The following is a 21328-nucleotide window of genomic DNA, read 5'->3' as shown; positions in this document are numbered from 1 at the left end:
GGCCCGCCGCCCCACCGGGCGCCGGGCCCGTCCGCGTCATGTACCCGGGGCGCCGGTGGCGGGTGCGTCGAACGCCGCGTCGCCGTTGAGGTAGCGGCCCGGGGAGGTGCCGACCGTCCGCCGGAACGCCGCGAGGAACGCGCTCGGCGTCGCGTATCCCACGGTGTGCGCGACCCGGGAGACGGGCTGGCCCTCGGCGAGGAGCGGCAGGGCGGCACGCATCCGCAGATGGGTGCGCCAGCGGTCGAAGTTCATGCCGGTGTCGTGGACGAACAGCCGGGTCAGGGTGCGCCGGCTCACGCCGACGCTGCGCGCGTGGGCCTCCAGGCTCCTGGGGTCCGCGGGGTCGGCGAGCAGCGCGTCGGCCACCGCGCGGACACGGTCGTCGGCGGGACTCGGTACGTCGACGGGGGTGGCCGGCAGCGGGCGCAGCAGGTCCAGGACGACCGCCTCGGCCCGTAGCCGCGCGGCGTCGGGCAGGCTCTCGTCGCTCAGGTGCACGAACAGGTGGGCGAGCAGCCCGTCTACGCCGACCGGCGTGGGTTCCGTCCAGTCCAGGTCGCATCTGTCCGGTGCGAAGTAGAGGCTGCACAAGACCGCGTCGCGGGTCGCCCCGGTCCGGTGGACGACCCCCGCGGGCAGCCACAGCGCCCGGGTACGCGGCAGGACCCAGTAGGCGTCGCCGACGGCGACGCCCAGCACACCGCGCCGCGCCCAGGCCAACTGGTGCTGCGGGTGGCTGTGCGGCACGAACCACTGCCCGGACGCCAGCGGGAAGGTCCCGACGACGATGGCGCCCACCCCGACCGGGACGGCCCCGAAGACGGCATCGGTCATGCCTCCCAGCGTATGTCCCCAATGCGACATGACGTGGCCCGGTAGCGCATCGCGGCCAGGACGCCGGGTGCATAGCGTCGTCGTATGCCGACCAATCCTCCGCGCCCCGGGCGCGACCGCAGCGTGACCGTCCCCGCCCCGCAGGACGGGACGCCCGGCATGGCGGCGGTGCCGGCAGCGGTCGAGCCCCGGGTCGCCGGGCGCCGGGGACCGGCCCTGGTGGTCCTGTGCTTCGTGCAGTTCATGCTGGTCGTGGACGACAACGTGGTGAGCGTCGCGCTCCCCACCGTGCGCGACGACCTCGGCTTCAGCACCGCGGGGCTGGCCTGGGTCGTCAACGCCTACTTCCTCGCCTTCGGCGGGCTGCTGCTGCTCTTCGGCCGCATGGCCGACCTGCTGGGCCGCCGCCGCGTCTTCCTGACCGGCGTGGCCGTGTTCGGCACGGCGAGTCTGCTCTGCGGGCTCGCGCAGGAGCCCTGGCAACTGGTGGCCGGGCGGTTCCTCCAGGGCGCGGGAGCGGCCATGGCCAGCCCCGCCGCGCTGGCGCTGATCGCGCTCCTGTTCCCGGGCACCCGGGAGCGCGCCAGGGCGTTCGGCATCTGGGGCGGGATCGCGGGTCTGGGCGGTACGGCGGGCCTGGTGATCTCCGGAGCGCTGACCGGCCTCGCGTCCTGGCGCTGGATCTTCCTGATCAACCTGCCGGTGGCGCTGGCGGCCGTCGTGCTGCTCCCGCGCCTGGTGCCCGAGAGCCGCGCCGGACGCGCGGCCCGCCTCGACGTACCCGGCGCGGTCCTGGGCACCGGCGCCCTCGTGTCCCTGGTCTACGGACTGCTGCGGGCCGGCGAGTCGGGCTGGGGCGACGCGGGGGCCGTCGGGCCCCTGGTCCTCGCCGTCCTCCTGGCCGCCGCCTTCTTCGCGGTCGAAGCACGTACCGCCGAGCCGCTGGTGCCGCTGTCGTTCCTGGCCTTCCGGTTCCGCGCCGTGGCCAACGGGACGACCCTGCTGTTCTCCGCCGCCATGTACGCGATGGCCTTCCTGCTGATGGTGCACCTGCAGACCGTGCTGGGCTACCGCCCGCTCACGGCCGGCCTCGCCTACCTCCCGTACGGCGGCGGCATCCTGATCGGCATGTGGCTCTCCTCCCGAGCCGTGACGAGGCTCGGCGCGCGACCTGCCCTCGTGCTGTCGTTCCTGATCACCGCGGCCGGGCTGCTGCTGCTGGCGGGCGTGGCACCGAGCGACGGCTACGCGTCCGGGGTGCTGCCCGGCATGCTCGTCACGAGCCTCGGCTGCGGGCTGAGCCTGCCCGCCCTGACCGTCGCGGCCCTCACCGGCACCACCGGCGAGAACGCCGGGCTCGGCTCAGCGGTCCTGACCTCCGTCCAGCAGGTCGGGGGCGCGGTGGGGGTGGCGGTCTTCGTCGGTCTGGCCACCCGCCGTCGCGACGAACTGACCGCGGAGCACGACCCCTTGCACGCGGCGACGGAGGGCTTCTCCTACGCGCTCACCGCCACTGCCGCCCTCCTCGCACTCGGCGCCGTCCTCATAGCCGCGCTGCTCCGCGGTCCGGCGGTCAAAGCCTGACGGAAGGCAACCGCGGCTTCTGGCGCTTCGGCGACCAGGTGATCGACGAGGTCGCCCCCGGACCCCAGGACTGACACCGCCGCTTGCCCCCTCACCGTCGGCCGGGGAGCTTGAAGGTTGCCCAGACGGTTTTGCCCGGACCGTTGCGGTCGGTGGTGCCCCAGTCGTCGGCGAGGGCGGCGACCAGGAGCAGTCCGCGGCCCTGGTCGTCGGTTGTCGCGGGCGTGCACACGCGTGGCTCACCGCCCCCGGCGTCGTGCACCTCGACGTGCACGAGGTGTTCCTGCGCGTCCACGCGTACGAGGAAGGGGCGGCCGGCGGGGGGTGTGACGGAGTGCGTTGGTCGCCAACTCGGAAACGCACACGCGGATGTCGTCCGCCCGTTCCCCCCGCACGCACTTGGGAGGCGACGAAGTCGCGCGCCTTGCCCACCGAACGAGCACTCCGGGCGAACATGCGCGACTGCGTGGTCATGGTGCGTGCTCCGTTCCGGGTGAAGCCGAGCTGTGGCCCCCGTCCGGTCCCTGCTTGTCCGCCGGTCAACCGTTCCAGAGCCAGATCATCCCGGCCCTGTTGCAGACGGAGGAGTACGCGCGGGCGATGCTCGCCCCGGTGCGCCCGGACGACCTGGCCGACCTCGTTGCTGCCCGCATGACCCGGCAAGCCATCCTGGAACGGCAGAACCCGCCGCACACGTGGTTCATCGTTGATGAGCAGGCGCTGCGCAGGAAGATCGGCGGGCCCGCCGTCATGCGGGCTCAGCTTGAGCGTCTGCTGACAGCCGGCCAGGCGCCCCGGACGGTGATCCAGGTGGTGCCGGACGAGGTGGGCCGGCCCGTTCACCCTCCTTAACTTCGACCAGGGGGGCCGGGATCCGAAGACAGGCGACCGCAAGCCACCGCACGACGTGCTGTTCGTGGACGGCTTCTCCCAGGGGCGAACGGCTCTCGACACGGCCGAAGTCGCGGAAGGCGTCCGGGCCTATGGTCTGCTACGTGGCTGTGCCTTGTCGCCCGAAGCGTCTGCCGAACGCATCGGCATGCACCTGGAGGGGTTGGAGAAGCGATGACCAGCGCAAGTGAGTTGCCTGTCCGCTGGCGCAAGTCCAGCTACAGCACCAACGGGGGCGACTGCATCGAGATCGCAGAAGGGATCACGCACGTCATCCCGGTCCGCGACAGCAAGGATCCGCACGGCCCGGCGCTCACCTTCACCACGGAGGGCTGGGCCGACTTCGTGTCCGCGGTGAAGGGCGGGCAGTTCTCCGCCTGAGCTCCGACGGCTCCGCACACCCGGCCCCGCTACCGCCTGCGGGGCCGACGGACCTGTCCCGGGGAGCATTACGTGACACAACGACGGGCCGTCGTCCTGGAGCAGATGGACAGTCGCGCCGCCGCGAAGGCCGAGGGCTCGTTCCGCCTCATCTACGCCGAAGCGTTCGCGGAGTCGCCGTACAACGAGACCGAGAGCGAGGTGAAGGCCACCTTCCGGCGCTTCCGCTCCCAGTGCCGCAAGCCCGGCTTCCGTGCCGTCCTCGCCAGTGCCGAGGACGGTGAGCCGGCCGGTATGGCGTACGGGTATCCGCTCAGCGCCGACACGGGATGGTGGGACGAACTCACCGAACCGGTAGCCGAGGACATGCGGCGCGAGGACGGCCACCGCACGTTCGGCCTCATGGAACTCGCCGTGCGCACACCCTGGCGTGGACAAGGCATTGCCCGTCGCCTCCACGGGACCCTGCTCCACGGCATCGGGACCGAACGCGTCCTGCTCAACGTCCACCCGGACAGCAGGTCGGCATCAGCGGCTTACCAGGCGTGGGGATACCGGAAGATCGGCGACGCACGGCCTTGGGCCGGTGCTGATCTGCACGACGTGATGGTGCTCGATCTGCGCTGAGCGTTCGGCCTTCGCCGGCGGGCTCAGCCGTGGCTGGGATCCGGCGGCGCGGGGCGGTAGGGGTGCCAGCCGTGCGTTTGCACGGTGAAGCCCATCGGCTCGGGGAACGTGAGCGGCTGGCCGAAGATGCCCTTGCCCGTCTCGACGTACACCCGGCCCTCCAGCTCCAGGATGTGCCAGGTTGCGTCGTTCGGATCGACGACCAGGTAGACCGGGATGCCCACCGAGGCGTAGCGCTCCCGCTTGTCCTCCCAGTCGCGCTTGATGGCCGTACGGGTGCTGGAGACCGTCTCGACCACGGCCAGTACGACCTGCGCCGGCCAGTCCGCGTCCGACTCGTCCGCCGGGCGGTCCTCGCTCCGGATGATCACGGCGTCGGCTCGCGGGCGATAGTCGTCGGCCACCAGCAGTCCGCGCTCGGACCATGCCTCGAAAGGCTCCGGTGTGTGCCGGACGAGGCTTCGACCGGGCAGGTCGTGAACATGCCCGGGGTTGGCCTGCATCACGAGTTCGCCGTCTAGAAGCTCCACCCGCAGGCCGTCCGGGACCTCAAGGTCATGCCACAACTGAACGAGCGCGTTGGCCTTGTCCATGGCCCGGCACCTCCTCCGGCTTTCGTGCTTACAGCATAGGGAAGTCCGAGGAGCACCCGGCTCTGATTCACAGTCGACAGAAGGAGCCGCACCGCCCGGCACTCACCGGGGCCACAGCGTAATGCGCCGTGCGACGCGCTACTGCCGATCCGGCGCCGATTCACAGGCGCCACGTGGGTGCGGGGCTCGGGGGGTGGTAGGTGCAGGTGGTGCCGGTGGAGATCGTCTGTTTGAGGTGCTCGGCCAGATCGGGGTGGCCCTTGGCGATCTTGCGGAGGGCGTCGCGGATGCGGGCGCCCACCGCCTTGCGGGCGCGTTCCGCCTCGTCGCCCAGGCGGCGGGGGCGGCCGGCGAGGCCGGCGGCGGCGCGGAGTTCGTCGAGGAGGGCGGCGCGTTCGCGGTCGTACGCGGCGGCGCGGGTGTCGTCGCCGGCGGCGGTGGCGTGGTCGATCTCCTCGTCGAGGAGTTCCAGCCGGCGCCGGTAGCGGGACTTGGCCTCGGCGTCGAGCACGGGGTCGCCGCCCAGGCGGTGGGCGGCGGCCAGCTCCTCGCCGCCCTCCGGGTTGAGGAGGCGGACGGCGGGGAGGTCGGTGCCGGGGGCGGCGAGGAGGGTGTGCAGGTCGCGCAGGCCCTTGGCGTCGGGGAGGTGCACGGTCCGGCCCGCGTACGTCAGGGTCCACACCCTGCCGTCGTAGCGGAACTCCGCGGCCGGCGGGGGCGGCTCCGGGTGCGGCTCGGCGGGCGGGGTGCTGGGCTGCTCCGGCTCCAGTCGCATGCCGAGGCGGGTCGCTTCCGCCGCCGTCTCCCGCGCCAGTTGCTCCGCCGCCGGGTCGCCCTGCTCCCGTAGCACCCCCGCCAGGCCGTGCCGGGCCAGCACCGACCACGGGCGGGCCTGCATCAGGTCTGCCGAGCGGCGGGCCGCGCGGAAGCCGGCCGCGGCCGGGGTCCAGCGGCCCTCCGCCGCGTCGACCAGCGCCAGCCAGTAGTCGACGGGCCCGCTCATGTCCCAGCCGTAGACCGCCACGAGCCACTGCCCGCGGTACGGCGACAGCGCGTCCCGCACCGACGCGACCAGCTCCGGGTCCCGGGTCGCGGCCGCCGTCTCCGCCTGGAGCCGCAGCCACAGCGGGAAGAAGCCGCGGTTCTGCTGCTCGTCCGTCGGCGGGCCCTCGGCGACCAGCCGCAGCGCCGGCTCGGGATCGCCGCGGCGCAGCTCCGCCAGCGCCTGGAGCCCGGCCGGGAAGCCGTGCCCGGCGGCGGTGAGCCTGCCCGCCGCCTCGGCCGCCTCCGCGTACCGGCCCTGGAGCATCCGGATCGTCCACCAGTGGTGGTCGAGCAGCTCGATCCAGTGCTCGTGCTCGTTGTCCCGGCCCATCTCCACGACCTGCGCGATATGCCGCTCGGCGGCCTCGAAGTCGCCGCGCAGCGCCTCCACCAGGCTCTGGTCGATCACCAGGGTGTGGCGGATGCTGGGCACCTCGCTCCGCTCGGCGGCCTCGACGTAGCCGCGGTACGTGTGCGCGAAGCGCGGGTCGCCCAGCTCCAGCAGCGCTACCCAGCGCATCGCCACCGCCATGTGCCGCCCCGCGGGGTTGCCGGCCCGCTCGGCGAGCGTGATCAGCTCCTCCGTCAGCGCCACCCGCTCGGCGGCCGTGCCCAGGCCCCAGATCGCGTTGTGCCTGGTCCACAGGCCGAAGCCCAGCTCCTCGTCGTCCTGGCCGCGGCGGGCGCTGACCGACAGGGTGATGCTCAGCTCCGCCGCCATCTGGCCGGCCGTCAGCTCGCCCTCGTCCGGCCCCGCCGACTCCGGGTGGGAGCTGCGGGCCAGCGTGCGGTGCGCCTCGCGCAGCAGCAGGCGGTTGGCCTCGGCCTGGTCCTGGGGGACCGTCGCGCAGTAGCCCTCGGCGCTGAAGACGCCGAGGGCGACGCGGGCCAGCATCTCGGGGTCGTCCTGCTCCCGCGCGGTGCGCACCGCGCCCTCGAAGAGCGGCCAGGCGTCGGTCATCCTGCCCGCGTGCAGCAGCGCGCCGCCCAGGTCGAGGGCCGTGAGCACCCGGCAGCGCGGCGACGCGGCGGCGGACCGCTCGTACGCCCGCCGCAGGTGCGAGACGACCTCCTCGAACGCCAGCCGGCTGCCGGCGTCCTGCCCGGCGTCCCGCAGCAGCCCCACGGCCTGCTCGGCGGGCAGCTCGTCGCCCGCCTCCCAGGCGTGCCGGGCGCGGTCGGCGGGGAAGACCTTCTCGCTCAGCGCGGGCGAGGCGTCCAGCGCGCGGACGACCGCGGCGTGCCGGCGGCGGGCCTCGGCGGGGTCCAGGCCCTCGTACAGCGTCTCGCGCACCAGGTCGTGCCCGAAGGCGAACAGGCCCGCGCCCCGGCCCACGACGAGCCGCGCCGCGACCGCGGTCTCCAGCAGCCGGTCGACGTACCCGGGCGGCCTGCCGACGGCCGCGGCCAGCACCTGGCGGTGGAACTCGCGGCCGAGCACCGCGGCGGCGACCAGCAGCTCGGCGACCGGTGCCGGCAGCAGTTGCAGACGGCGCTGGAGCGCGTCCCGCACGCCGGGCGCCACGGCATCCGCGGAGGCGCCGCCGGCCCAGAGGCGGGCGGTCTGCTCGATGAAGAAGGGGTTGCCGCCCGTGCGCCGGTGCACCTCGGCGGCCAGCGTCCCGTCCGGGTCGCGTCCTGCGGTACGGGCCATGAGCCGGGCCGTACCGGCGCGGTCCAGCCCGGTGAGCGTGAGGGTGGTGGCCTTGGCAACCAGCGGCGCGATCTGGTCGCGCAGCGGGTGGCCGGGGGTGTCGACCTCGGCGTCCCGGTACGTGCCGATGAGCAGCAGCCGCTCGAACCAGGTGTGCTGCGCGGCGAACTCCAGCAGGCGCAGGGAGGCGGGGTCCGCCCAGTGCAGGTCGTCGAGGACGACGATGACGGGGCGGGTGTGCGAGACGGCGACCAGAGCGGTGGTCACCGCGTCGGCGAGGTGGAAGCTGTCGGCGTACGTCCCGGCGGCGGCCGGGTCGGTGCCGGGTCCTGCCGGAGGGCCGGTGACGACGGCGGGTTCGGTGCCGCCGTGGTGTGCCCCGTCCCGGTCGTGTTCGTGGTGCGGGCCGTGGTCGTCCCGTACGCGCTCGGCCGGCACCCCGTGCTCGTGCTGCCCGCCCGCGGCCGGCTCCTCGCCGAGCAGCACGTCGAGCCCGCTGCCCGCCGCCTCGCGGGCCGCCGCCCACTCGGCCGCCGGCACACCGCGCCGCAGCGCCCGTACGACCTGGACCCACGGCCAGTACCCCGGGGCGCTGTCAGACGCCCAGCAGGAGCCGCCGAGCACCAGCGTCCCCCGCCGTCTCGCCTCCGCCACCGCGGCGGTGACCAGCGACGTCTTGCCGATGCCCGGCTCGCCCGTGACCAGCACGAGGCCCCCGTGGCTGTCCGCGGCCCGGTCGGCCTCGGCGCGCAGCACGCCGGCGGGATGGTCTCGTCCGATGAGTGCAGCAGTCATGTCCCTAGCACTGTGACATGCCCCTCTGACACCGGGGCAGCCCTTTTCGCCGGGATGTGACGCTAAGGCCCTGTTCAGCGGGCCCGTAGCGGCGAAAGGGAATGGCCGGGGGACGGGGGATGTTACTCTGGCATCAGCACCGAGTCGCGCCCGCAGTCGGCGCCCGTGCTTCTTCACCACCGCGCTCCGGTTCTCCGTCGAGTCGCTGACTGACGCCGAGCGAGGTCGAGTCATCTCTCCACGTGGCCGCGCGTGCCCAAGCCGCGCCTCTGCCGCACATCCCACACCCTTTGGAACCGCGACACCGTCCGTGAAAGGACCGTGCATGACTACTACGACACCCACCACAGCAGAAACCCCGGCGGCAGGCGCCGTCCGGGCCACGTCCGAACTCGCCGCGGTCGCCGGGGTGTTCGAGCCCGTGGGCAATCACGGCTTCCTGCGCGTCGGCAGCCTCCAGCCGGGCGACGACGACGTACAGGTGCCCGCGAACCTCGTCCGCCGCTTCGGCCTCCGCAAGGGCGACCTCGTGGAAGGCGGCGTCCTGCCGGCCGGCGGCCAGGCACCGAAGTCCGGCTCGGGAACGGCCTCCGGGTCCGGGTCCGGGTCCGGCAAGCGCCGCGACCGCGACCGCGGGGCCGCCGCCGACCGGCGGACGCAGGTCCCCGCCCTCGCCCGCGTCGACCGCGTCGCCGGCCTCGACCCCGAAGCAGCCGCCCGCCGCCCCCGCTTCGGCGACCTCGTCCCCCTCCACCCCACCGAGCGGCTCCGGCTGGAGACTCCCGCGGGCCGGCTCACCAACCGCGTCGTCGACCTCCTCGCCCCCGTCGGCAAGGGCCAGCGCGGGCTGATCGTCGCCCCGCCCAAGACCGGCAAGACGATCCTGCTCCAGCACCTCGCCGACGCCATCGCCGTCAACCACCCGGAGTGCCACCTGATGGTCGTACTCCTCGACGAACGCCCCGAGGAGGTCACCGACATGCAGCGCTCCGTACGCGCCGAGGTGATCTCCTCCACGTTCGACCGCCCCGCCCGCGAGCACGTCGCCATCGCCGAGATGGCGATCGAGCGCGCCAAGCGGATGGTCGAGGGCGGGCAGGACGTCGTGATCCTGCTGGACTCGCTGACCCGGCTGTGCCGCGCCGCCAACAACAGCGCCGGTGCCGGCGGCCGCACCCTCAGCGGCGGCGTGGACGCCTCCGCGCTGCTGATCCCCAAGAAGCTCTTCGGCGCCGCCCGCAACATCGAGGGCGGCGGCTCCCTGACGATCCTCGCCTCCGCACTGGTCGAGACCGGCTCCCGCGCGGACGACTACTACTTCGAGGAGCTGAAGAGCACCGGCAACATGGAGCTGCGCCTCAGCCGCGCCCTCGCCGAGCGGCGCATCTTCCCCGCCGTCGACGTCCACGCCTCCGGCACCCGGCGCGAGGAACTCCTCGCCGCACCCGGCGAGGTCGCCCTGCTGCACCGGCTCCGCCGGGTGCTCGGCGACCGCGACGCCGTGCAGAGCATGGAGCTGCTGCTGGAGCGGATGAAGGCGAGCGGCGGCAACGCGGAGTTCCTGCTGCGCCTGGGGCGTACGACACCGGCGTGACACGGGCGGGGCGCGCGGGCGTACGGAGCCGGGTGGGCGCCCGGTGCGTACGACACGAACGCCCCTCGCCGCGCCGCCGCAACCCGCCTACGCCGCGTCCCGCAGCGCCGTCGGCCCGCCCTCCTCGCGCTCTGCCTCCGCCTCCTCCGCCTCCTCCGCCTTCGAGCCCTTCGGCCGGGCCAGCGTGCACACCAGCTCGCCGCTGTCCCTGTCCACGTCCGCCAGCACCGTGTCCCCGGGCCGTACCGAGCCGTCGAGCAGCAGGTTCGCGATCCGGTTGTCCAGCTCCCGCTGGAGCGTGCGCCGCAGCGGCCGGGCGCCGAACTCCGGCTGGTGCCCGAGCGCGACGAGCCGCTCCTTCGCCGCCTCCGTCACCTCCAGGTCGACCTCCTGCGCGCGCAGCCGCCGCCGGCTGCGGTCCAGCAGCAGGTCCACCACCGAGGCGAGGTCGTCGGCCGTCAGCCCGTGGAAGATGATGACCTCGTCGATGCGGTTGAGGAACTCGGGCAGGAAGCGCCCGCGCAGGTCCTCCATCAGCTCGTCGCGGATCTCCTCCGCGCGCCCCTCGTGCGCCAGGATCCGCTGGGCGCCGATGTTCGACGTCATGATGACGACGGTGTTGCGGAAGTCGACCGTCCGCCCCTGCGCGTCCGTCAGCCGCCCGTCCTCCAGCACTTGGAGCAGCGCGGAGAAGACGTCCGGGTGCGCCTTCTCGATCTCGTCGAAGAGCAGCACGCTGTACGGGCGCCTGCGCACCTTCTCCGTCAACTGCCCGGCCTCGTCGTAGCCGACGTAGCCGGGCGGGGCGCCCAGCAGCCGCGAGACCGTGTGCCGCTCCTGGAACTCGCTCATATCGAAGCGGATCATCCGGTTCTCATCGCCGAAGAGCAGGTCCGCCAGCACCTTCGCCAGCTCGGTCTTGCCGACGCCGGTCGGGCCCAGGAAGAGGAACGAGCCGGTCGGCCGGTCCGGGTCGCTCATGCCGGCCCGCCCGCGGCGTACCGCCTCGGCGACCGCGACCACCGCCTCGTCCTGCCCGACGACCCGGTCGTGCAGGGCGTCCTCCAGCTTCAGCAGCTTGTCCTTCTCGCTCTCCGTCAACTGTGCGACGGGGATGCCGGTCGAGCGCGACAGCACCCCGGCGATGTCGTCCGCCGTCACCTCCATCACGCCCTCGCGCCGCTCCTCGACGCCCGCCAGCTCCGCCTCCGTCTCGGCGATCCGCTCCTTGAGCTGCGACGCCTTCTCGTACTTCTCCGCCGCGACCGCCTCGTCCTTCTCCCGGCGCAGCTTCGCCAGCCGGTCCTCGCGGTCGACGACCTCGGTGCTGCGCCCCATCGAGCGCAGCCGCACGCGGGCGCCCGCCTGGTCGACGAGGTCGATGGCCTTGTCGGGCAGGAAGCGGTCGGAGACATAGCGGTCGGACAGCTCGGCGGCGGTGGCCAGCGCCTCGTCGGTGAAGCGGACCTGGTGGTGTGCCTCGTACGAGTCCCGCAGCCCTTCGAGGATCTGCACGGTCTCCGCGACGGTCGGCTCCGGCACCAGCACCGGCTGGAAGCGGCGCTCCAGCGCGGCGTCCTTCTCGACGTGCTTGCGGTACTCGTCGATCGTCGTCGCGCCGACGACGTGCAGCTCGCCGCGGGCGAGCGCGGGCTTGAGCATGTTGCCCGCGTCCATGGCGCCCTCGCCGCCGGCTCCGGCGCCGACGACGGTGTGCAGCTCGTCGATGAAGAGGATCGTGCTGCTCTCGGTGTTCTTCACCTCCTCGATGACCTTCTTCAGCCGCTCCTCGAACTCGCCGCGGTACTTCGAGCCCGCGACGAGACCGGCCAGGTCCAGGCCGACGACGCGCTTGCCGGCGAGCGTCTGCGGGACGTCGCCGGACTCGATGCGCTGCGCCAGGCCCTCGACGATGGCGGTCTTGCCGACGCCGGGCTCGCCGATGAGGACCGGGTTGTTCTTGGTGCGGCGGGAGAGGATCTCGACGGTCTGCTCGATCTCCTCGGCGCGGCCCACGACGGGGTCGAGCCGGCCGGCCCGCGCCTCGGCGGTCATGTCGCGGCCGTACTCGTCGAGGGTCGGGGTTTCGCTCTGCGGCTGTGTCCCGCCCTGGGCGCCCTGGCGGCCCGGGGCCGTGGCGGGGCCCGCGGGGTGGTGGGCGGTGGCGGCTTCCGCGCCGGTACGGAGCCGGTCGGTGTCCGTGCCGTACGCGCCGAGCAGCCGGGCGGCGCCGGCGTCCGGGTCGTCGAGGAGGGCGCCGAGGATGTGCTCGGGGCCGATGTACGACGTGCCGTTGGCCTGCGAACGGGCCACCGCGCCGCGGAGCACCCGCTTCGCGGCGGGCGTCAGCTCCGGCTCCGACGACGCGGCGCTCCCCTCCCCCGGCAGCGCTTCGGCGACGGCCCGGGCCAGCTCGTCGGGGTCGGCACCGGCGTGGGCGAGGACGGTGCGCGCGGGGTCCACCTGGGTGCAGGCCCAGAGCAGGTGCTCGGTGTCGAGGTCGACGCTGCCGTCCTCCTCGGCGCGGCGCTGGGCGCGGCCGATCAGCTCGCGCGCGGAGTCGGTGAGGAGGCGCCCGATGGGCACGCGCTGGACGGCGGGGGGCGAGGTGGCGGGGGACATGCCGAAGAAGCGGTTGAGCAGCTCGGAGAACGGGTCGGAGGAGCCGTAGGAGCCGAGGGGGGAGAGGGACATAGGTGAGTCTCCGCGGCGGTGGGTGGGGTGGAACCTGGGCCTCACCTCACTGAAACAAGAGCGGAGGAAGCGCGCAAACGGTACGAAGGGGGGTGGGGCGGCCGTAGGGGGTCAGACGTCGGCTTGCTCTGGCTGCTCCGCCTGCTCCGCGCGTCGGCGGCGGCGGTGGGCGGCGACGCGGGTACGGGAGGCGCAGGCCGGGGAGCAGTAGCGGCGGGCGCTGCCGGGGCCGGTGCCGAGGTAGAGGACGGTGCAGTCGGGGGCGGCGCACTCGCCCCAGGCCGGCTGCCCGTACTCGGTGAGGATCTGCGCCAGCGCGAGTGCCCCGGAGGCGAGGAACCAGTCGGCCCAGCCGGCGTCGTCGCCGCGGTCGACGTGGAGGTGCCAGGGGTGGTCGCCGTGCCGGGAGAGCCGGGGCCGGGCGCCGCACTCCGCGAACACGTCGTTGAGCGCGGCGGCGGCGCGGTCGGGGTCGGGCTCGGTGAGCACGGCGGTCATGCGCCGGGCGGCACCGCGCAGGGCGTCGGCGTCGGCGTCGGTGAAGACGCCGGGCGCGAGGTCGGCGGGCGTCTCGCCGTGGGCGGCGAGGAGCCGGGCGAGGTCGGTGCGGGGGATACGGGGGTCGTGGCGGACGGCGTTGGCGACGTCGAGGAGCCGCTGCGCGGGACGGAAGCCGTGGCCGGGGGGTGGGGGCGGCGGTGGCATCGGGGGCTCCTGGGCTGGGGTGGACCGGACGGGCCGGCGGGGCGAAGGTAGTGTAACGTCTTGGTCCAATAAGTCGTTACGGAGAGCGGTGCTCCGCGGTGCGAGCGCTGCTCCGGGGGCGGTGCTCCGTGTCGAGATCGCCGCTCTCCGATGAGAGCATTGCTCTCGCACGTGAGCGGCGCTCTCCGGTGAGAGCACTGCTCCATGCGCAGAGCACCGCTCTACGTGGACGGGGTCGGCGGCGACGAACAGCGGCGACGGGCAGCGGGGCCGGGCAGCGAGGCAGGGGAGGCGGGGCGATGGGGCCGGGGGTGCGGGGGTATCTGGCCACGGCCACCTGTGCCCGGCTCGCCGACGACGGGATGGCCGTCTCCGTCACGTTGCTCGCCCTCCACCGGACCGGCAGCGCCGCCCAGGGCGCGGCGGTGCTCGCGGCGTGGATGGCGCCGCACGCCGTCGCCGCCCCGCTGACCGGGGCGCTCGCCGCGCGGGCGCGGGGTGCGGGTGCGGCGTTCCACGTCGCCGCGCTCGGCGTCTTCGCCGCCGCGATCGCGGGCGTCGCCCTCACGATCGGCCGCGCCCCCGTGCCGGTGGTGCTGGCGGTGGCGGCGCTCGGCGGCTGCTGCGGACCGATGGTCACCGGCGGCCTGTCGAGCCTGCTCGCGGGCCTGGTCCCCGACACCGCCGCCCGCGCCCGCGCGTACGCCCTGGACGCGGCCACGTACAACGCGGCGGGCATCGCCGCCCCCGCCGCGGTGACGGCGACGGCGGGCGTGTGGGGCGCGGGCCCGGCGATGGGGACTCTGGCCGTGTCGGCGGTGGGCGCCGCGGGCCTGGCCACGACCCTCCGGGCACCGGGACCGGCCGGGAAGCAGCCGAAGACCGCGCCGGATGCCGGGACTCGGGCGGGCGCGGCGCCGGACGTCGAGGAGACGGCGGAAGCGGCCGGCGGCCCCCGGGGCCGTTCCTCTCTCTGGCGCGAACTGCGTGCTGGGCTGCGGGTGTTGTGCGAGATACCCGCCCTGCGGGGGATCACCGCCGCCACCTCCCTCGCCTTCGTCGGCATCGGCGGGCTCGCGCCCGCCGCCGTGCTGCTCGCCGACGAGCGCGGCTACCCCGGCGGTGGCGGCGTGCTGCTCACCGTGCTGGCCGCCGGGGCGCTCGCCGGGGCGCTCGGTGCCGCGCGGCGCGGGCCCGGGGTCTCCGACGTGCGGCTCGCCTTCGTGTGCCTCGCCGGTACGGGGGTGGCGCTCCTCGGCGCCGCCGCCTCCGGCCCGTACCCGCTGTGCGTGGCGCTCTTCGGGCTCGCCGGGCTCTGCGACGGGCCGCTGCTCGCCGCCACCCTGCGGGTCCGCGCCGACCACGCGCCGCCCGCCGTGCGTACCCAGGTCTTCACCCTCGGCGCCGGGCTCAAGACCACCGCCGCCTCCGCCGGTGCCGCGCTCACCGCCGCCGCAGCCTCCGCGGTCCCGCCGGCCCAGCTCCTCGCCGCTCTCGCCGCCTTCCAGCTCGCCGGTGCCACGCTGCTGCGCGGAACCTCTCGTTCCGTACGCACCGAAGCGCCCCCGGAACAACCGGGGTCCTGAGCGGGCGACTTCGCTCAACTTACGGTCACTGTCCGTAAGTTGGCCGGTAGGGTTCGTGGACGAAGGGGCCCCTCCGGGGCCCGGTCGCGGGGCCCACGGCGTCTCCGCGGCGGCGCCCGGGGCGGACGTGCCCCGGTGTGCCGCCTGTCGGAGCAGAAGGAGTTGGCCGTGTCGCAGCCCTCGAAACCCCCGGTGATCGATTCCAGCGTGCCGTCGTCGCCGCGGATCTGGAACTTCTGGATGGGCGGCAAGGACAACTACCCCGTCGACAAGGCGGTCGGCGAGCAGGGCCTGGCGATCGATCCGGACATCGGCACGATGGCCAAGGCGTCCCGCGGCTTCCTGATCCGCGCCGTGGCCCACCTGGCGCGGGAGGCGGGGGTGCGGCAGTTCCTCGACGTCGGTACGGGGCTGCCGGCGTCCGAGAACACCCACGAGGTCGCCCAGAGGATCGCGCCGGAGTCGCGGGTGGTGTACGTCGACAACGACCCGTCGGTGCTGCGGCACGCGGCGGCGCTGCTCCAGCCGGTGAGCGCGGAGGGCACCGTCGCGTACATCGACTGCGACTTCCACGACCCGGAGCGGATCGTCGAAGAGGCGCGGAAGACGCTGGACTTCGGCGAGCCGGTCGCCGTGATGTTCATGGGCGTCCTCGGCCACGCCCGCAGCTACGCCGACATGCAGCGCATCGTGCGGACGGTGGCGGACGCGGTGCCGAGCGGCAGTTACCTGGTCCTGTGGGACGGCACCGTCGACAGCAAGCCGTACGTGGCCCTGTGCGAGGAGTACGCCAAGGGCAGCCCGGACCCGTACTACCCGCGGACCCAGGCCGAGATCAGCGCGTGCTTCGAGGGCCTGGAGTTCGTCGAGCCCGGGTTCGGCAAGATCGCCGACTGGCGTCCTGAGCCGGCCGCGGAGGAGCGGCGGGAGGTCGCCGCGTACGGCGGCGTGGCGCGCAAGCCCTGACACCGGGGCCCGGCGACCAGGTCGTGGGACGCCCGTTGCGGGCGCCCCACGACAGCACCGGGCCGCGGGGCCCGGGGCCTCAGAGGCTCAGCGGTTCAGCAGTCGTTCGGCGCCGGCTTGCCGGCCAGGCGGCCTTCCAGCCAGCCGTACGCCGCCGGGTACGACGCCACCGCGCCGCCCACGTGCGTCGGCGCGACGTTCGTCGAGAAGTCCACCGTCGCGCCCTTCCCGCACCAGTCGGCGACCAGCTTCTTCCCCACCCCGTACGGGATCACGTCGTCCAGCATGCTGTGCGAGACGAAGACCGGAACCTGCGGTTTCCGCACGCCGATCCGCTGTTCCTCCACGACCTCGCGCCACGGCGACGCGTCCATGTAGTCGGTGATCGGCCGGCCGTCGGCGGTCAGCGTCTTCGACTGCAGGAAGGGATAGCGCAGTACGGCCTCGGCCGTGCACGTCTCCGCCGCCTCGGCCATGACCTGCCGGCCGCGGTCGTTGAGGTACGGGCCGAGGTCGACGTCCGAGCCCTCGGCGAGTCCGGCGACGGCGAAGCCGAGGAACGCGGCGTACAGGGAGCCGTCGAGGTTGCGGCCGACCGCGGCCAGGTCCGCCGGGACCGCGCCCGCCGCGACGCCCTTGACGTCGAGGTCCGGGGCGTAGGAGCGGGCGAGTTCGGCGGCGGCGGCCGCCGCGCCGCCGCCCTGGGAGTAGCCGTAGACGGCGACGGGGCCGTCGTCGGGGAGGCCGGCGGCGGGCAGGCGCTGCGCGGCGCGTACGGAGTCGAGGACGGCCTGGCCCTGGACGGCGCGGTTCATGTACGTGTGCAGGCCGGGGGTGCCGAGTCCCTCGTAGTCGGTCATGGCGACGCCGTAGCCGCGGGCGAGGAGGCCCTTGACGAACAGGCCCTCGTACTCGGTGCCGTTGGCGAGCTGGCGCGAGGGCGCGCACTGGTCGCCGAGGCCCTGGGTGCCGGCGGCGTACCCGATGACGGGGCGCTCGCCGGGCCCGGACCAGGCGGACTTGGGGGTGATGACGGTGCCGGTGACGGCGACGGGCGCGCCCTGGCCGTCGGTGGAGCGGTACATGACGCGCTGGACGTTCGCGTCGACCTTGAGGGCCTTGAGCGGGTCGAGGTAGTAGACGGACGGTTCGGCGCGGATGACGTCGCCGTTGGCCGCGGGGAGCGTGGCGGGCGGCTCGTAGAACGGCGGCCGCTCGGCCGCGGAGGCGGTGGTGAGGGGGAGGGCGACAGTGGCGGCTACCGCTGCCGCGGTGGTGCCGGCGAGCGTGCCGAAGGCACGCCGGAGGGTACGGCTATGCATGCGGGCAACTCCTCGGTGGGCGACTCTGCCAACAGAAGTTACTGACTTGTCAGTAAGAAAGCGCGGACCCCGCGTACATGTCAACCCTCCGCGCGCAGCCGGTGCACACCGTGCCGTACGTCCGGCCCGTAGGCCCCCGCCGACGCCACGGGAGTATCGTTACGCCCCTTCCGGACGCGCGAAAATCACGCCTGTCGTCGTACATCCATCGGGCCCTCTCGTGAGTCAGGAGGAAGAGCGGCGCAGCCGCCGCGCCCGCCGTGACCTTCACGCCGGCGCCGCGCGCAGCGCGCAAGCGCGCCGCTCACCGACATTCGGAGCATCGGAGCAACTGCCTTGACAACAACAGAACACAGCGTCCGCCCGCGCCGCACGGGCACCCGGTTCCGCAAGGTGACGGCCGGGGCCGTGGCCGCGGGCGCCCTGCTGGCCGTGGCGCCGATGGCGGCCCCGGCGAGCGCCGCCGAGGCCGCCGCCGCGCCCACGGTCTCCGCCAAGGGCGCGTTCCTGATGGACGGGTCGACGGGCGCGAAGGTCTTCGGCAAGGGGTCCGACACCAAGCGGCAGATCGCCAGCACCACGAAGATCATGACCGCGCGCGTGGTGCTCAGCCAGCCGAACCTGAACCTCGACAAAAAGGTCACCATCAAGCAGGCGTACCGCGACTACGTCGTCAACAGGGGCGCCAGCACCGCCGATCTGAAGACCGGCGACAAGGTCTCCGTCGGCACCCTGCTGTACGCCATGATGCTCCCGTCCGGCTGCGACGCCGCGTACGCGCTGGCCGACACGTACGGCTCGGGCAGCACGACCTCGGCGCGGGTGAAGTCGTTCATCAAGAAGATGAACAGCAAGGCCGACTTCCTCGGGATGACGAACACCCACTTCGACTCGTTCGACGGCGTCTCGTCCACCGGGGACAACTACTCGACGCCGCGCGACATGGCGAAGCTGGCGAAGAGCGCGTACGGCTACTCCGGCAAGTTCCGCGAGATCATCTCCAAGACGAAGGCCGTGCGCTACGCCACCGCGAGCAACGGCAACCGCCGCACCTACACCTGGTACAACACCAACCAGCTCCTCGGCTCGTACAGCGGCGCCAACGGCATGAAGACCGGCACCACCACGCCGGCGGGCCCGTGCCTGGTCTTCACCGCCAAGCGCGACGGCAAGACGTACATCGGCGTGGTCCTCAACGCCAGCGACCGCTACAAGGACGCGGCCAAGCTCCTGGACTACGGCTTCGGCACGCGCACCGCGAGCACGATGCAGCTCCGCCAGCTCCCGGAGAACGCCCAGCGGGACTGATCAGCAAGCCCGTACGGAACGAGGGCCGGCCGGCGGTGACGCCGGCCGGCCCTCGTGCGCTCGGAGGGGTGCTCGCAGGGTGCAGGTCAGGTGAACAGGTCCAGCGGGACCGCCGCCGCCATCGCCGCCATCCCCGCGTCGTTCGGGTGCAGCCCGTCGCCGCTGTCGTACGCCGCGAGCAGCCGGCGCGGCTGCGCCGGGTCGCGGGTGGCCGCGTCGAAGTCGACGGTGCCGTCGTACTCGCCCGCGGTGCGGATCCAGTCGTTCACCGTCTGCCGGACCGCTTCGCGCTCCGGGGTGTAGAAGCCGAGGTCGTCGCCCTCCACCGGCAGCACCGTCGCGCCGTGGATGTGCAGCCCGCGGGCGTGGGCCTGGCGGATGAGGCTGCGGTGGCCGTTGATGAGGTCGGCGGCGGTGACCTCCTCGTCGCGGGGGGCGTCGCGGCCCGGGTGGCCGAGGTCGTTGATGCCGAGGAGTACCACGACGTGCCGGGCGGCCGGCTGGTCCAGTACGTCGGTGGCGAAGCGGCGGATGCCGGCCTCGCCGAAGTACGGGGCGTAGTTCTGGGCGTTGGAGCCCGGCGGCGGGTTGGGGTCGCGGAGGAGGCGGTTGCCGCCGATGCCGGCGTTGAGGACGCCGGTCCCGGTGCGGCCGGCCTCGTCGCGGAGGCGGCGGGCGAGGACGTCGGGCCAGCGGCGGTTGGCGCCGACGGTGGTGGCGGAGCCGTCGGTGATGGAGTCGCCGAAGGCGACGATCGCCTGGCGGGAGCCGGTGCCGGCGTCCGTGCCGGGGGCGGCGCCGGTGACGGCGATGCCGGCGAGGAAGTACCAGCTCGTGACGGTGCGCTGGGCGTCGACGGCCGGCTTGGCGGCGACGTTCCCCGCGGCGACGTAGTTCCGCTGGAACGCCGACCTGTGCACCGTGTCGGCCGGCGTCGGCCGCGGCAGGTAGACGCTGACGGCGAGGTCCGCGGCGGTCGGTACGTCCAGCGACACCGGGTCGCTCCACCGCCGGGTGCCGGGCGCGAGCGTCACCGACGTACGGCCGCCGAAGCGCACCGCGCGGTCGGTGCCGGGGACGACGGCGGTGCCGTTGCCGGGGACCGAGTGCCCGACCCGGACCTCGCCGACGACCAGCGGCTCGGTGCCGTAGCGGTTGGTGAGGCGGATACGGAGTGCGCGCCCGCCGGCGCTGGTGTGGACGACCTGGCGCAGGGTCTGGTCGGCGAAGGCGGTGCCGTCGGCCGCGGGCACCGTCGTCTCGGCGCAGGCCCAGGTGCCGGTCCAGGCCCGGCCCTCCGCGCCGTCGGCTCCGGCGCCGTCGGCCGCCGCGGCGGCGGAGGCGGTGAGCGCCTGCCACGTACCGGCGAGGACGGGGGTGGCGGCGACGGCCACGGCGGCGCGGCCGAGGCTGCGTCTGCTGGGGCCCCGGGCGGCGCCGTGGCCGTGATCCGGTGGCGGGGTGGCTTCTTGGGGCACGTGCGTACCTCCCGGCTCGGCGGTCGGCGCACGCCGGGTGGCCCGCCGTCGAGCGGCGGTCGATCCGGCTGTCCGACCGGCTGAGAAACCAAACGGAAGGAAAGTACGGCTGCTCAGAGCGGCGGTCAACGGTGCCGCGCGGGCGGGAAGTTGCCGCGTGTCGCCGCCGTAGAAAGCCCTTGCTGGTGAGGGGGTGTAGACCGGCGTGCTGATCCTCGGGGTAATTGTTGGTCTAGACCTTGACAGGTCCAGACCAATGGGCTTTGCTCCACCATGCCACGTACACCCCCACTGACAGGATGTGATGACGTGTCAGCCAAACACGTGCACGTACACCTGCACCGCAGACTCGGCAGACGGATCAGGGGCCTCGTCGCCGCCTTCGCCGCGGTGGCCTTCATCGCCGTGCTCGTCCCCCTCGCCACCGCCACCACCGCCAGCGCCGCCGCCTGCGCGGCCGGGTGGAACAGCGGCTCCGTCTACACCCAGGGCAACGTCGTCTCCCACAACGGCCACAACTGGCAGGCCAAGTGGTGGACCCAGGGCGAGACCCCCGGCACCACCGGGCAGTGGGGCGTCTGGGCCGACCAGGGCACCTGCGGCGGCAGCGACCCCGGGCCCGGCCCCGGGGGCTTCGTGACCGAAGCCCAGTTCAACCAGATGTTCCCGAACCGGAACCCCTTCTACACGTACGCCGGCCTCACCACCGCCATGCGGTCCTACCCCGCCTTCGCCAACACCGGCGACAACACCACCAAGGCCCGCGAAGCCGCCGCCTTCCTCGCCAACGTCAGCCACGAGACCGGCGGCCTCGTCCACATCGTCGAGCAGAACCAGGCCAACTACCCGCACTACTGCGACGCGACGCAGCCCTACGGCTGTCCCGCGGGCCAGGCCGCGTACTACGGCCGCGGGCCCATCCAGCTCAGTTGGAACTTCAACTACAAGGCCGCCGGGGACGCGCTCGGCCTCGACCTGCTCACCAACCCCTGGCGGGTGGAGCGGGAACCGGCCGTGGCCTGGCAGACCGGCCTCTGGTACTGGATGACGCAGAGCGGTCCTGGCACCATGTCCGGGCACACGGCGATGACCACCGGCGCCGGCTTCGGTGAGTCCATCCGCTCGATCAACGGGGCCCTGGAGTGCAACGGGGGCAACCCCGCGCAGGTCCAGAGCCGTATCAACAACTACCAGCGCTTCACCCAGATCCTCGGCGTCACCCCGGGCGACCGCCTGAGCTGCTGACCCGCATCCCGTCCCGCAAGACGG

Annotated in this window: 16 protein-coding genes and 1 pseudogene; 9 read left to right on the top strand and 8 right to left on the bottom strand. The window is 73.7% G+C overall.

Features of this window, described 5'->3' with window-relative positions:
• Positions 1–36: 36 nt before the first annotated feature.
• Positions 37–837 carry a helix-turn-helix domain-containing protein gene (locus CXR04_RS17625; protein WP_101423353.1) on the bottom strand — a complete coding sequence of 267 codons (801 nt, stop codon included), beginning with the start codon at positions 835–837 and terminating at the stop codon, positions 37–39.
• 159 nt (positions 838–996) lie between these two features.
• Between CXR04_RS17625 and CXR04_RS17620 the strand changes: the two genes are divergently transcribed.
• Positions 997–2421: an MFS transporter gene (locus CXR04_RS17620; protein WP_101426441.1), complete on the top strand. Its 1425-nt coding sequence runs from the start codon at positions 997–999 to the stop codon at positions 2419–2421.
• Positions 2422–2512: 91 nt separating this feature from the next.
• Here CXR04_RS17620 and CXR04_RS17615 read toward each other — a convergent pair.
• A pseudogene (locus CXR04_RS17615) lies at positions 2513–2895 on the bottom strand (ATP-binding protein).
• Positions 2896–2949: 54 nt separating this feature from the next.
• Here CXR04_RS17615 and CXR04_RS36665 point away from each other — a divergent pair.
• The 3 genes from CXR04_RS36665 to CXR04_RS17600 all read left to right on the top strand — a co-directional run bounded on the left by CXR04_RS36665 (position 2950) and on the right by CXR04_RS17600 (position 4320).
• Positions 2950–3273, top strand: a complete 324-nt coding sequence (locus tag CXR04_RS36665) for a DUF5753 domain-containing protein (RefSeq protein ID WP_324842113.1) — start codon at positions 2950–2952, stop codon at positions 3271–3273.
• 213 nt (positions 3274–3486) lie between these two features.
• Complete coding sequence (locus tag CXR04_RS17605; RefSeq protein ID WP_101423352.1) at positions 3487–3693, top strand: DUF397 domain-containing protein; 207 nt, start codon at positions 3487–3489, stop codon at positions 3691–3693.
• A gap of 105 nt (positions 3694–3798) precedes the next feature.
• Positions 3799–4320, top strand: a complete 522-nt coding sequence (locus CXR04_RS17600; protein ID WP_101423351.1) for a GNAT family N-acetyltransferase — start codon at positions 3799–3801, stop codon at positions 4318–4320.
• Between the two features lie 23 nt (positions 4321–4343).
• On the opposite strand, the gene CXR04_RS17595 is transcribed toward CXR04_RS17600, so the two are convergent.
• A complete protein-coding gene (locus CXR04_RS17595; RefSeq protein ID WP_101423350.1) occupies positions 4344–4913 on the bottom strand; it encodes a Uma2 family endonuclease in 570 nt (189 codons plus the stop codon).
• A gap of 160 nt (positions 4914–5073) precedes the next feature.
• Complete coding sequence (locus CXR04_RS17590; protein ID WP_101423349.1) at positions 5074–8406, bottom strand: AAA family ATPase; 3333 nt, start codon at positions 8404–8406, stop codon at positions 5074–5076.
• Between the two features lie 325 nt (positions 8407–8731).
• On the opposite strand from CXR04_RS17590, the gene rho reads away from it, so the two are divergent.
• Complete coding sequence (gene rho / locus CXR04_RS17585) at positions 8732–10000, top strand: transcription termination factor Rho (protein WP_101423348.1); 1269 nt, start codon at positions 8732–8734, stop codon at positions 9998–10000.
• Between the two features lie 87 nt (positions 10001–10087).
• Here the strand turns inward: rho and CXR04_RS17580 are convergent, their stop codons facing one another.
• Positions 10088–12694, bottom strand: a complete 2607-nt coding sequence (locus tag CXR04_RS17580; protein WP_101423347.1) for an ATP-dependent Clp protease ATP-binding subunit — start codon at positions 12692–12694, stop codon at positions 10088–10090.
• Between the two features lie 111 nt (positions 12695–12805).
• Positions 12806–13399: a CGNR zinc finger domain-containing protein gene (locus CXR04_RS17575; protein ID WP_101423346.1), complete on the bottom strand. Its 594-nt coding sequence runs from the start codon at positions 13397–13399 to the stop codon at positions 12806–12808.
• 299 nt (positions 13400–13698) lie between these two features.
• Between CXR04_RS17575 and CXR04_RS17570 the strand changes: the two genes are divergently transcribed.
• On the top strand, positions 13699–14985 hold the full coding sequence (locus CXR04_RS17570; protein WP_101423345.1) for an MFS transporter: 1287 nt from the start codon (positions 13699–13701) through the stop codon (positions 14983–14985).
• Between the two features lie 162 nt (positions 14986–15147).
• Positions 15148–15951 carry an SAM-dependent methyltransferase gene (locus CXR04_RS17565; RefSeq protein ID WP_442802463.1) on the top strand — a complete coding sequence of 268 codons (804 nt, stop codon included), beginning with the start codon at positions 15148–15150 and terminating at the stop codon, positions 15949–15951.
• Between the two features lie 95 nt (positions 15952–16046).
• On the opposite strand, the gene CXR04_RS17560 is transcribed toward CXR04_RS17565, so the two are convergent.
• On the bottom strand, positions 16047–17273 hold the full coding sequence (locus tag CXR04_RS17560) for a lipase family protein (RefSeq protein ID WP_101423343.1): 1227 nt from the start codon (positions 17271–17273) through the stop codon (positions 16047–16049).
• 441 nt (positions 17274–17714) lie between these two features.
• Here CXR04_RS17560 and CXR04_RS17555 point away from each other — a divergent pair, with 441 nt between their 5' ends.
• Positions 17715–18581 (top strand): D-alanyl-D-alanine carboxypeptidase family protein, encoded by an 867-nt coding sequence (locus CXR04_RS17555; RefSeq protein WP_199850646.1) that lies wholly within the window; start codon positions 17715–17717, stop codon positions 18579–18581.
• 86 nt (positions 18582–18667) lie between these two features.
• Here CXR04_RS17555 and CXR04_RS17550 read toward each other — a convergent pair whose 3' ends face one another.
• Complete coding sequence (locus tag CXR04_RS17550; protein ID WP_101423341.1) at positions 18668–20059, bottom strand: SGNH/GDSL hydrolase family protein; 1392 nt, start codon at positions 20057–20059, stop codon at positions 18668–18670.
• Positions 20060–20383: 324 nt separating this feature from the next.
• Here CXR04_RS17550 and CXR04_RS17545 point away from each other — a divergent pair, with 324 nt between their 5' ends.
• Positions 20384–21304: a glycoside hydrolase family 19 protein gene (locus CXR04_RS17545; RefSeq protein WP_101423340.1), complete on the top strand. Its 921-nt coding sequence runs from the start codon at positions 20384–20386 to the stop codon at positions 21302–21304.
• Positions 21305–21328 lie beyond the last annotated feature (24 nt).

The sequence above is a fragment of the Streptomyces sp. CMB-StM0423 genome (assembly GCF_002847285.1).
In the GTDB taxonomy this organism is placed as follows: Bacteria; Actinomycetota; Actinomycetes; order Streptomycetales; family Streptomycetaceae; genus Streptomyces.
The sequence above is the reverse complement of the archived record's forward strand: the minus strand, read 5'-3'. Positions and strand labels throughout refer to the sequence as shown.

Excerpts from the sequence above, each read along its gene's own strand:
- CXR04_RS17625 (WP_101423353.1), bottom strand. The coding sequence starts at position 837 with ATGACCGATGCCGTCTTCGGGGCCGTCCCGGTCGGGGTGGGCGCCATC.
- CXR04_RS17620 (WP_101426441.1), top strand. The coding sequence starts at position 997 with ATGGCGGCGGTGCCGGCAGCGGTCGAGCCCCGGGTCGCCGGGCGCCGG.
- CXR04_RS17605 (WP_101423352.1), top strand. The coding sequence starts at position 3,487 with ATGACCAGCGCAAGTGAGTTGCCTGTCCGCTGGCGCAAGTCCAGCTAC.
- CXR04_RS17600 (WP_101423351.1), top strand. The coding sequence starts at position 3,799 with ATGGACAGTCGCGCCGCCGCGAAGGCCGAGGGCTCGTTCCGCCTCATC.
- CXR04_RS17595 (WP_101423350.1), bottom strand. The coding sequence starts at position 4,913 with ATGGACAAGGCCAACGCGCTCGTTCAGTTGTGGCATGACCTTGAGGTC.
- CXR04_RS17590 (WP_101423349.1), bottom strand. The coding sequence starts at position 8,406 with ATGACTGCTGCACTCATCGGACGAGACCATCCCGCCGGCGTGCTGCGC.
- rho (WP_101423348.1), top strand. The coding sequence starts at position 8,732 with ATGACTACTACGACACCCACCACAGCAGAAACCCCGGCGGCAGGCGCC.
- CXR04_RS17580 (WP_101423347.1), bottom strand. The coding sequence starts at position 12,694 with ATGTCCCTCTCCCCCCTCGGCTCCTACGGCTCCTCCGACCCGTTCTCC.
- CXR04_RS17575 (WP_101423346.1), bottom strand. The coding sequence starts at position 13,399 with ATGCCACCGCCGCCCCCACCCCCCGGCCACGGCTTCCGTCCCGCGCAG.
- CXR04_RS17570 (WP_101423345.1), top strand. The coding sequence starts at position 13,699 with ATGGGGCCGGGGGTGCGGGGGTATCTGGCCACGGCCACCTGTGCCCGG.
- CXR04_RS17560 (WP_101423343.1), bottom strand. The coding sequence starts at position 17,273 with ATGCATAGCCGTACCCTCCGGCGTGCCTTCGGCACGCTCGCCGGCACC.
- CXR04_RS17555 (WP_199850646.1), top strand. The coding sequence starts at position 17,715 with ATGGCGGCCCCGGCGAGCGCCGCCGAGGCCGCCGCCGCGCCCACGGTC.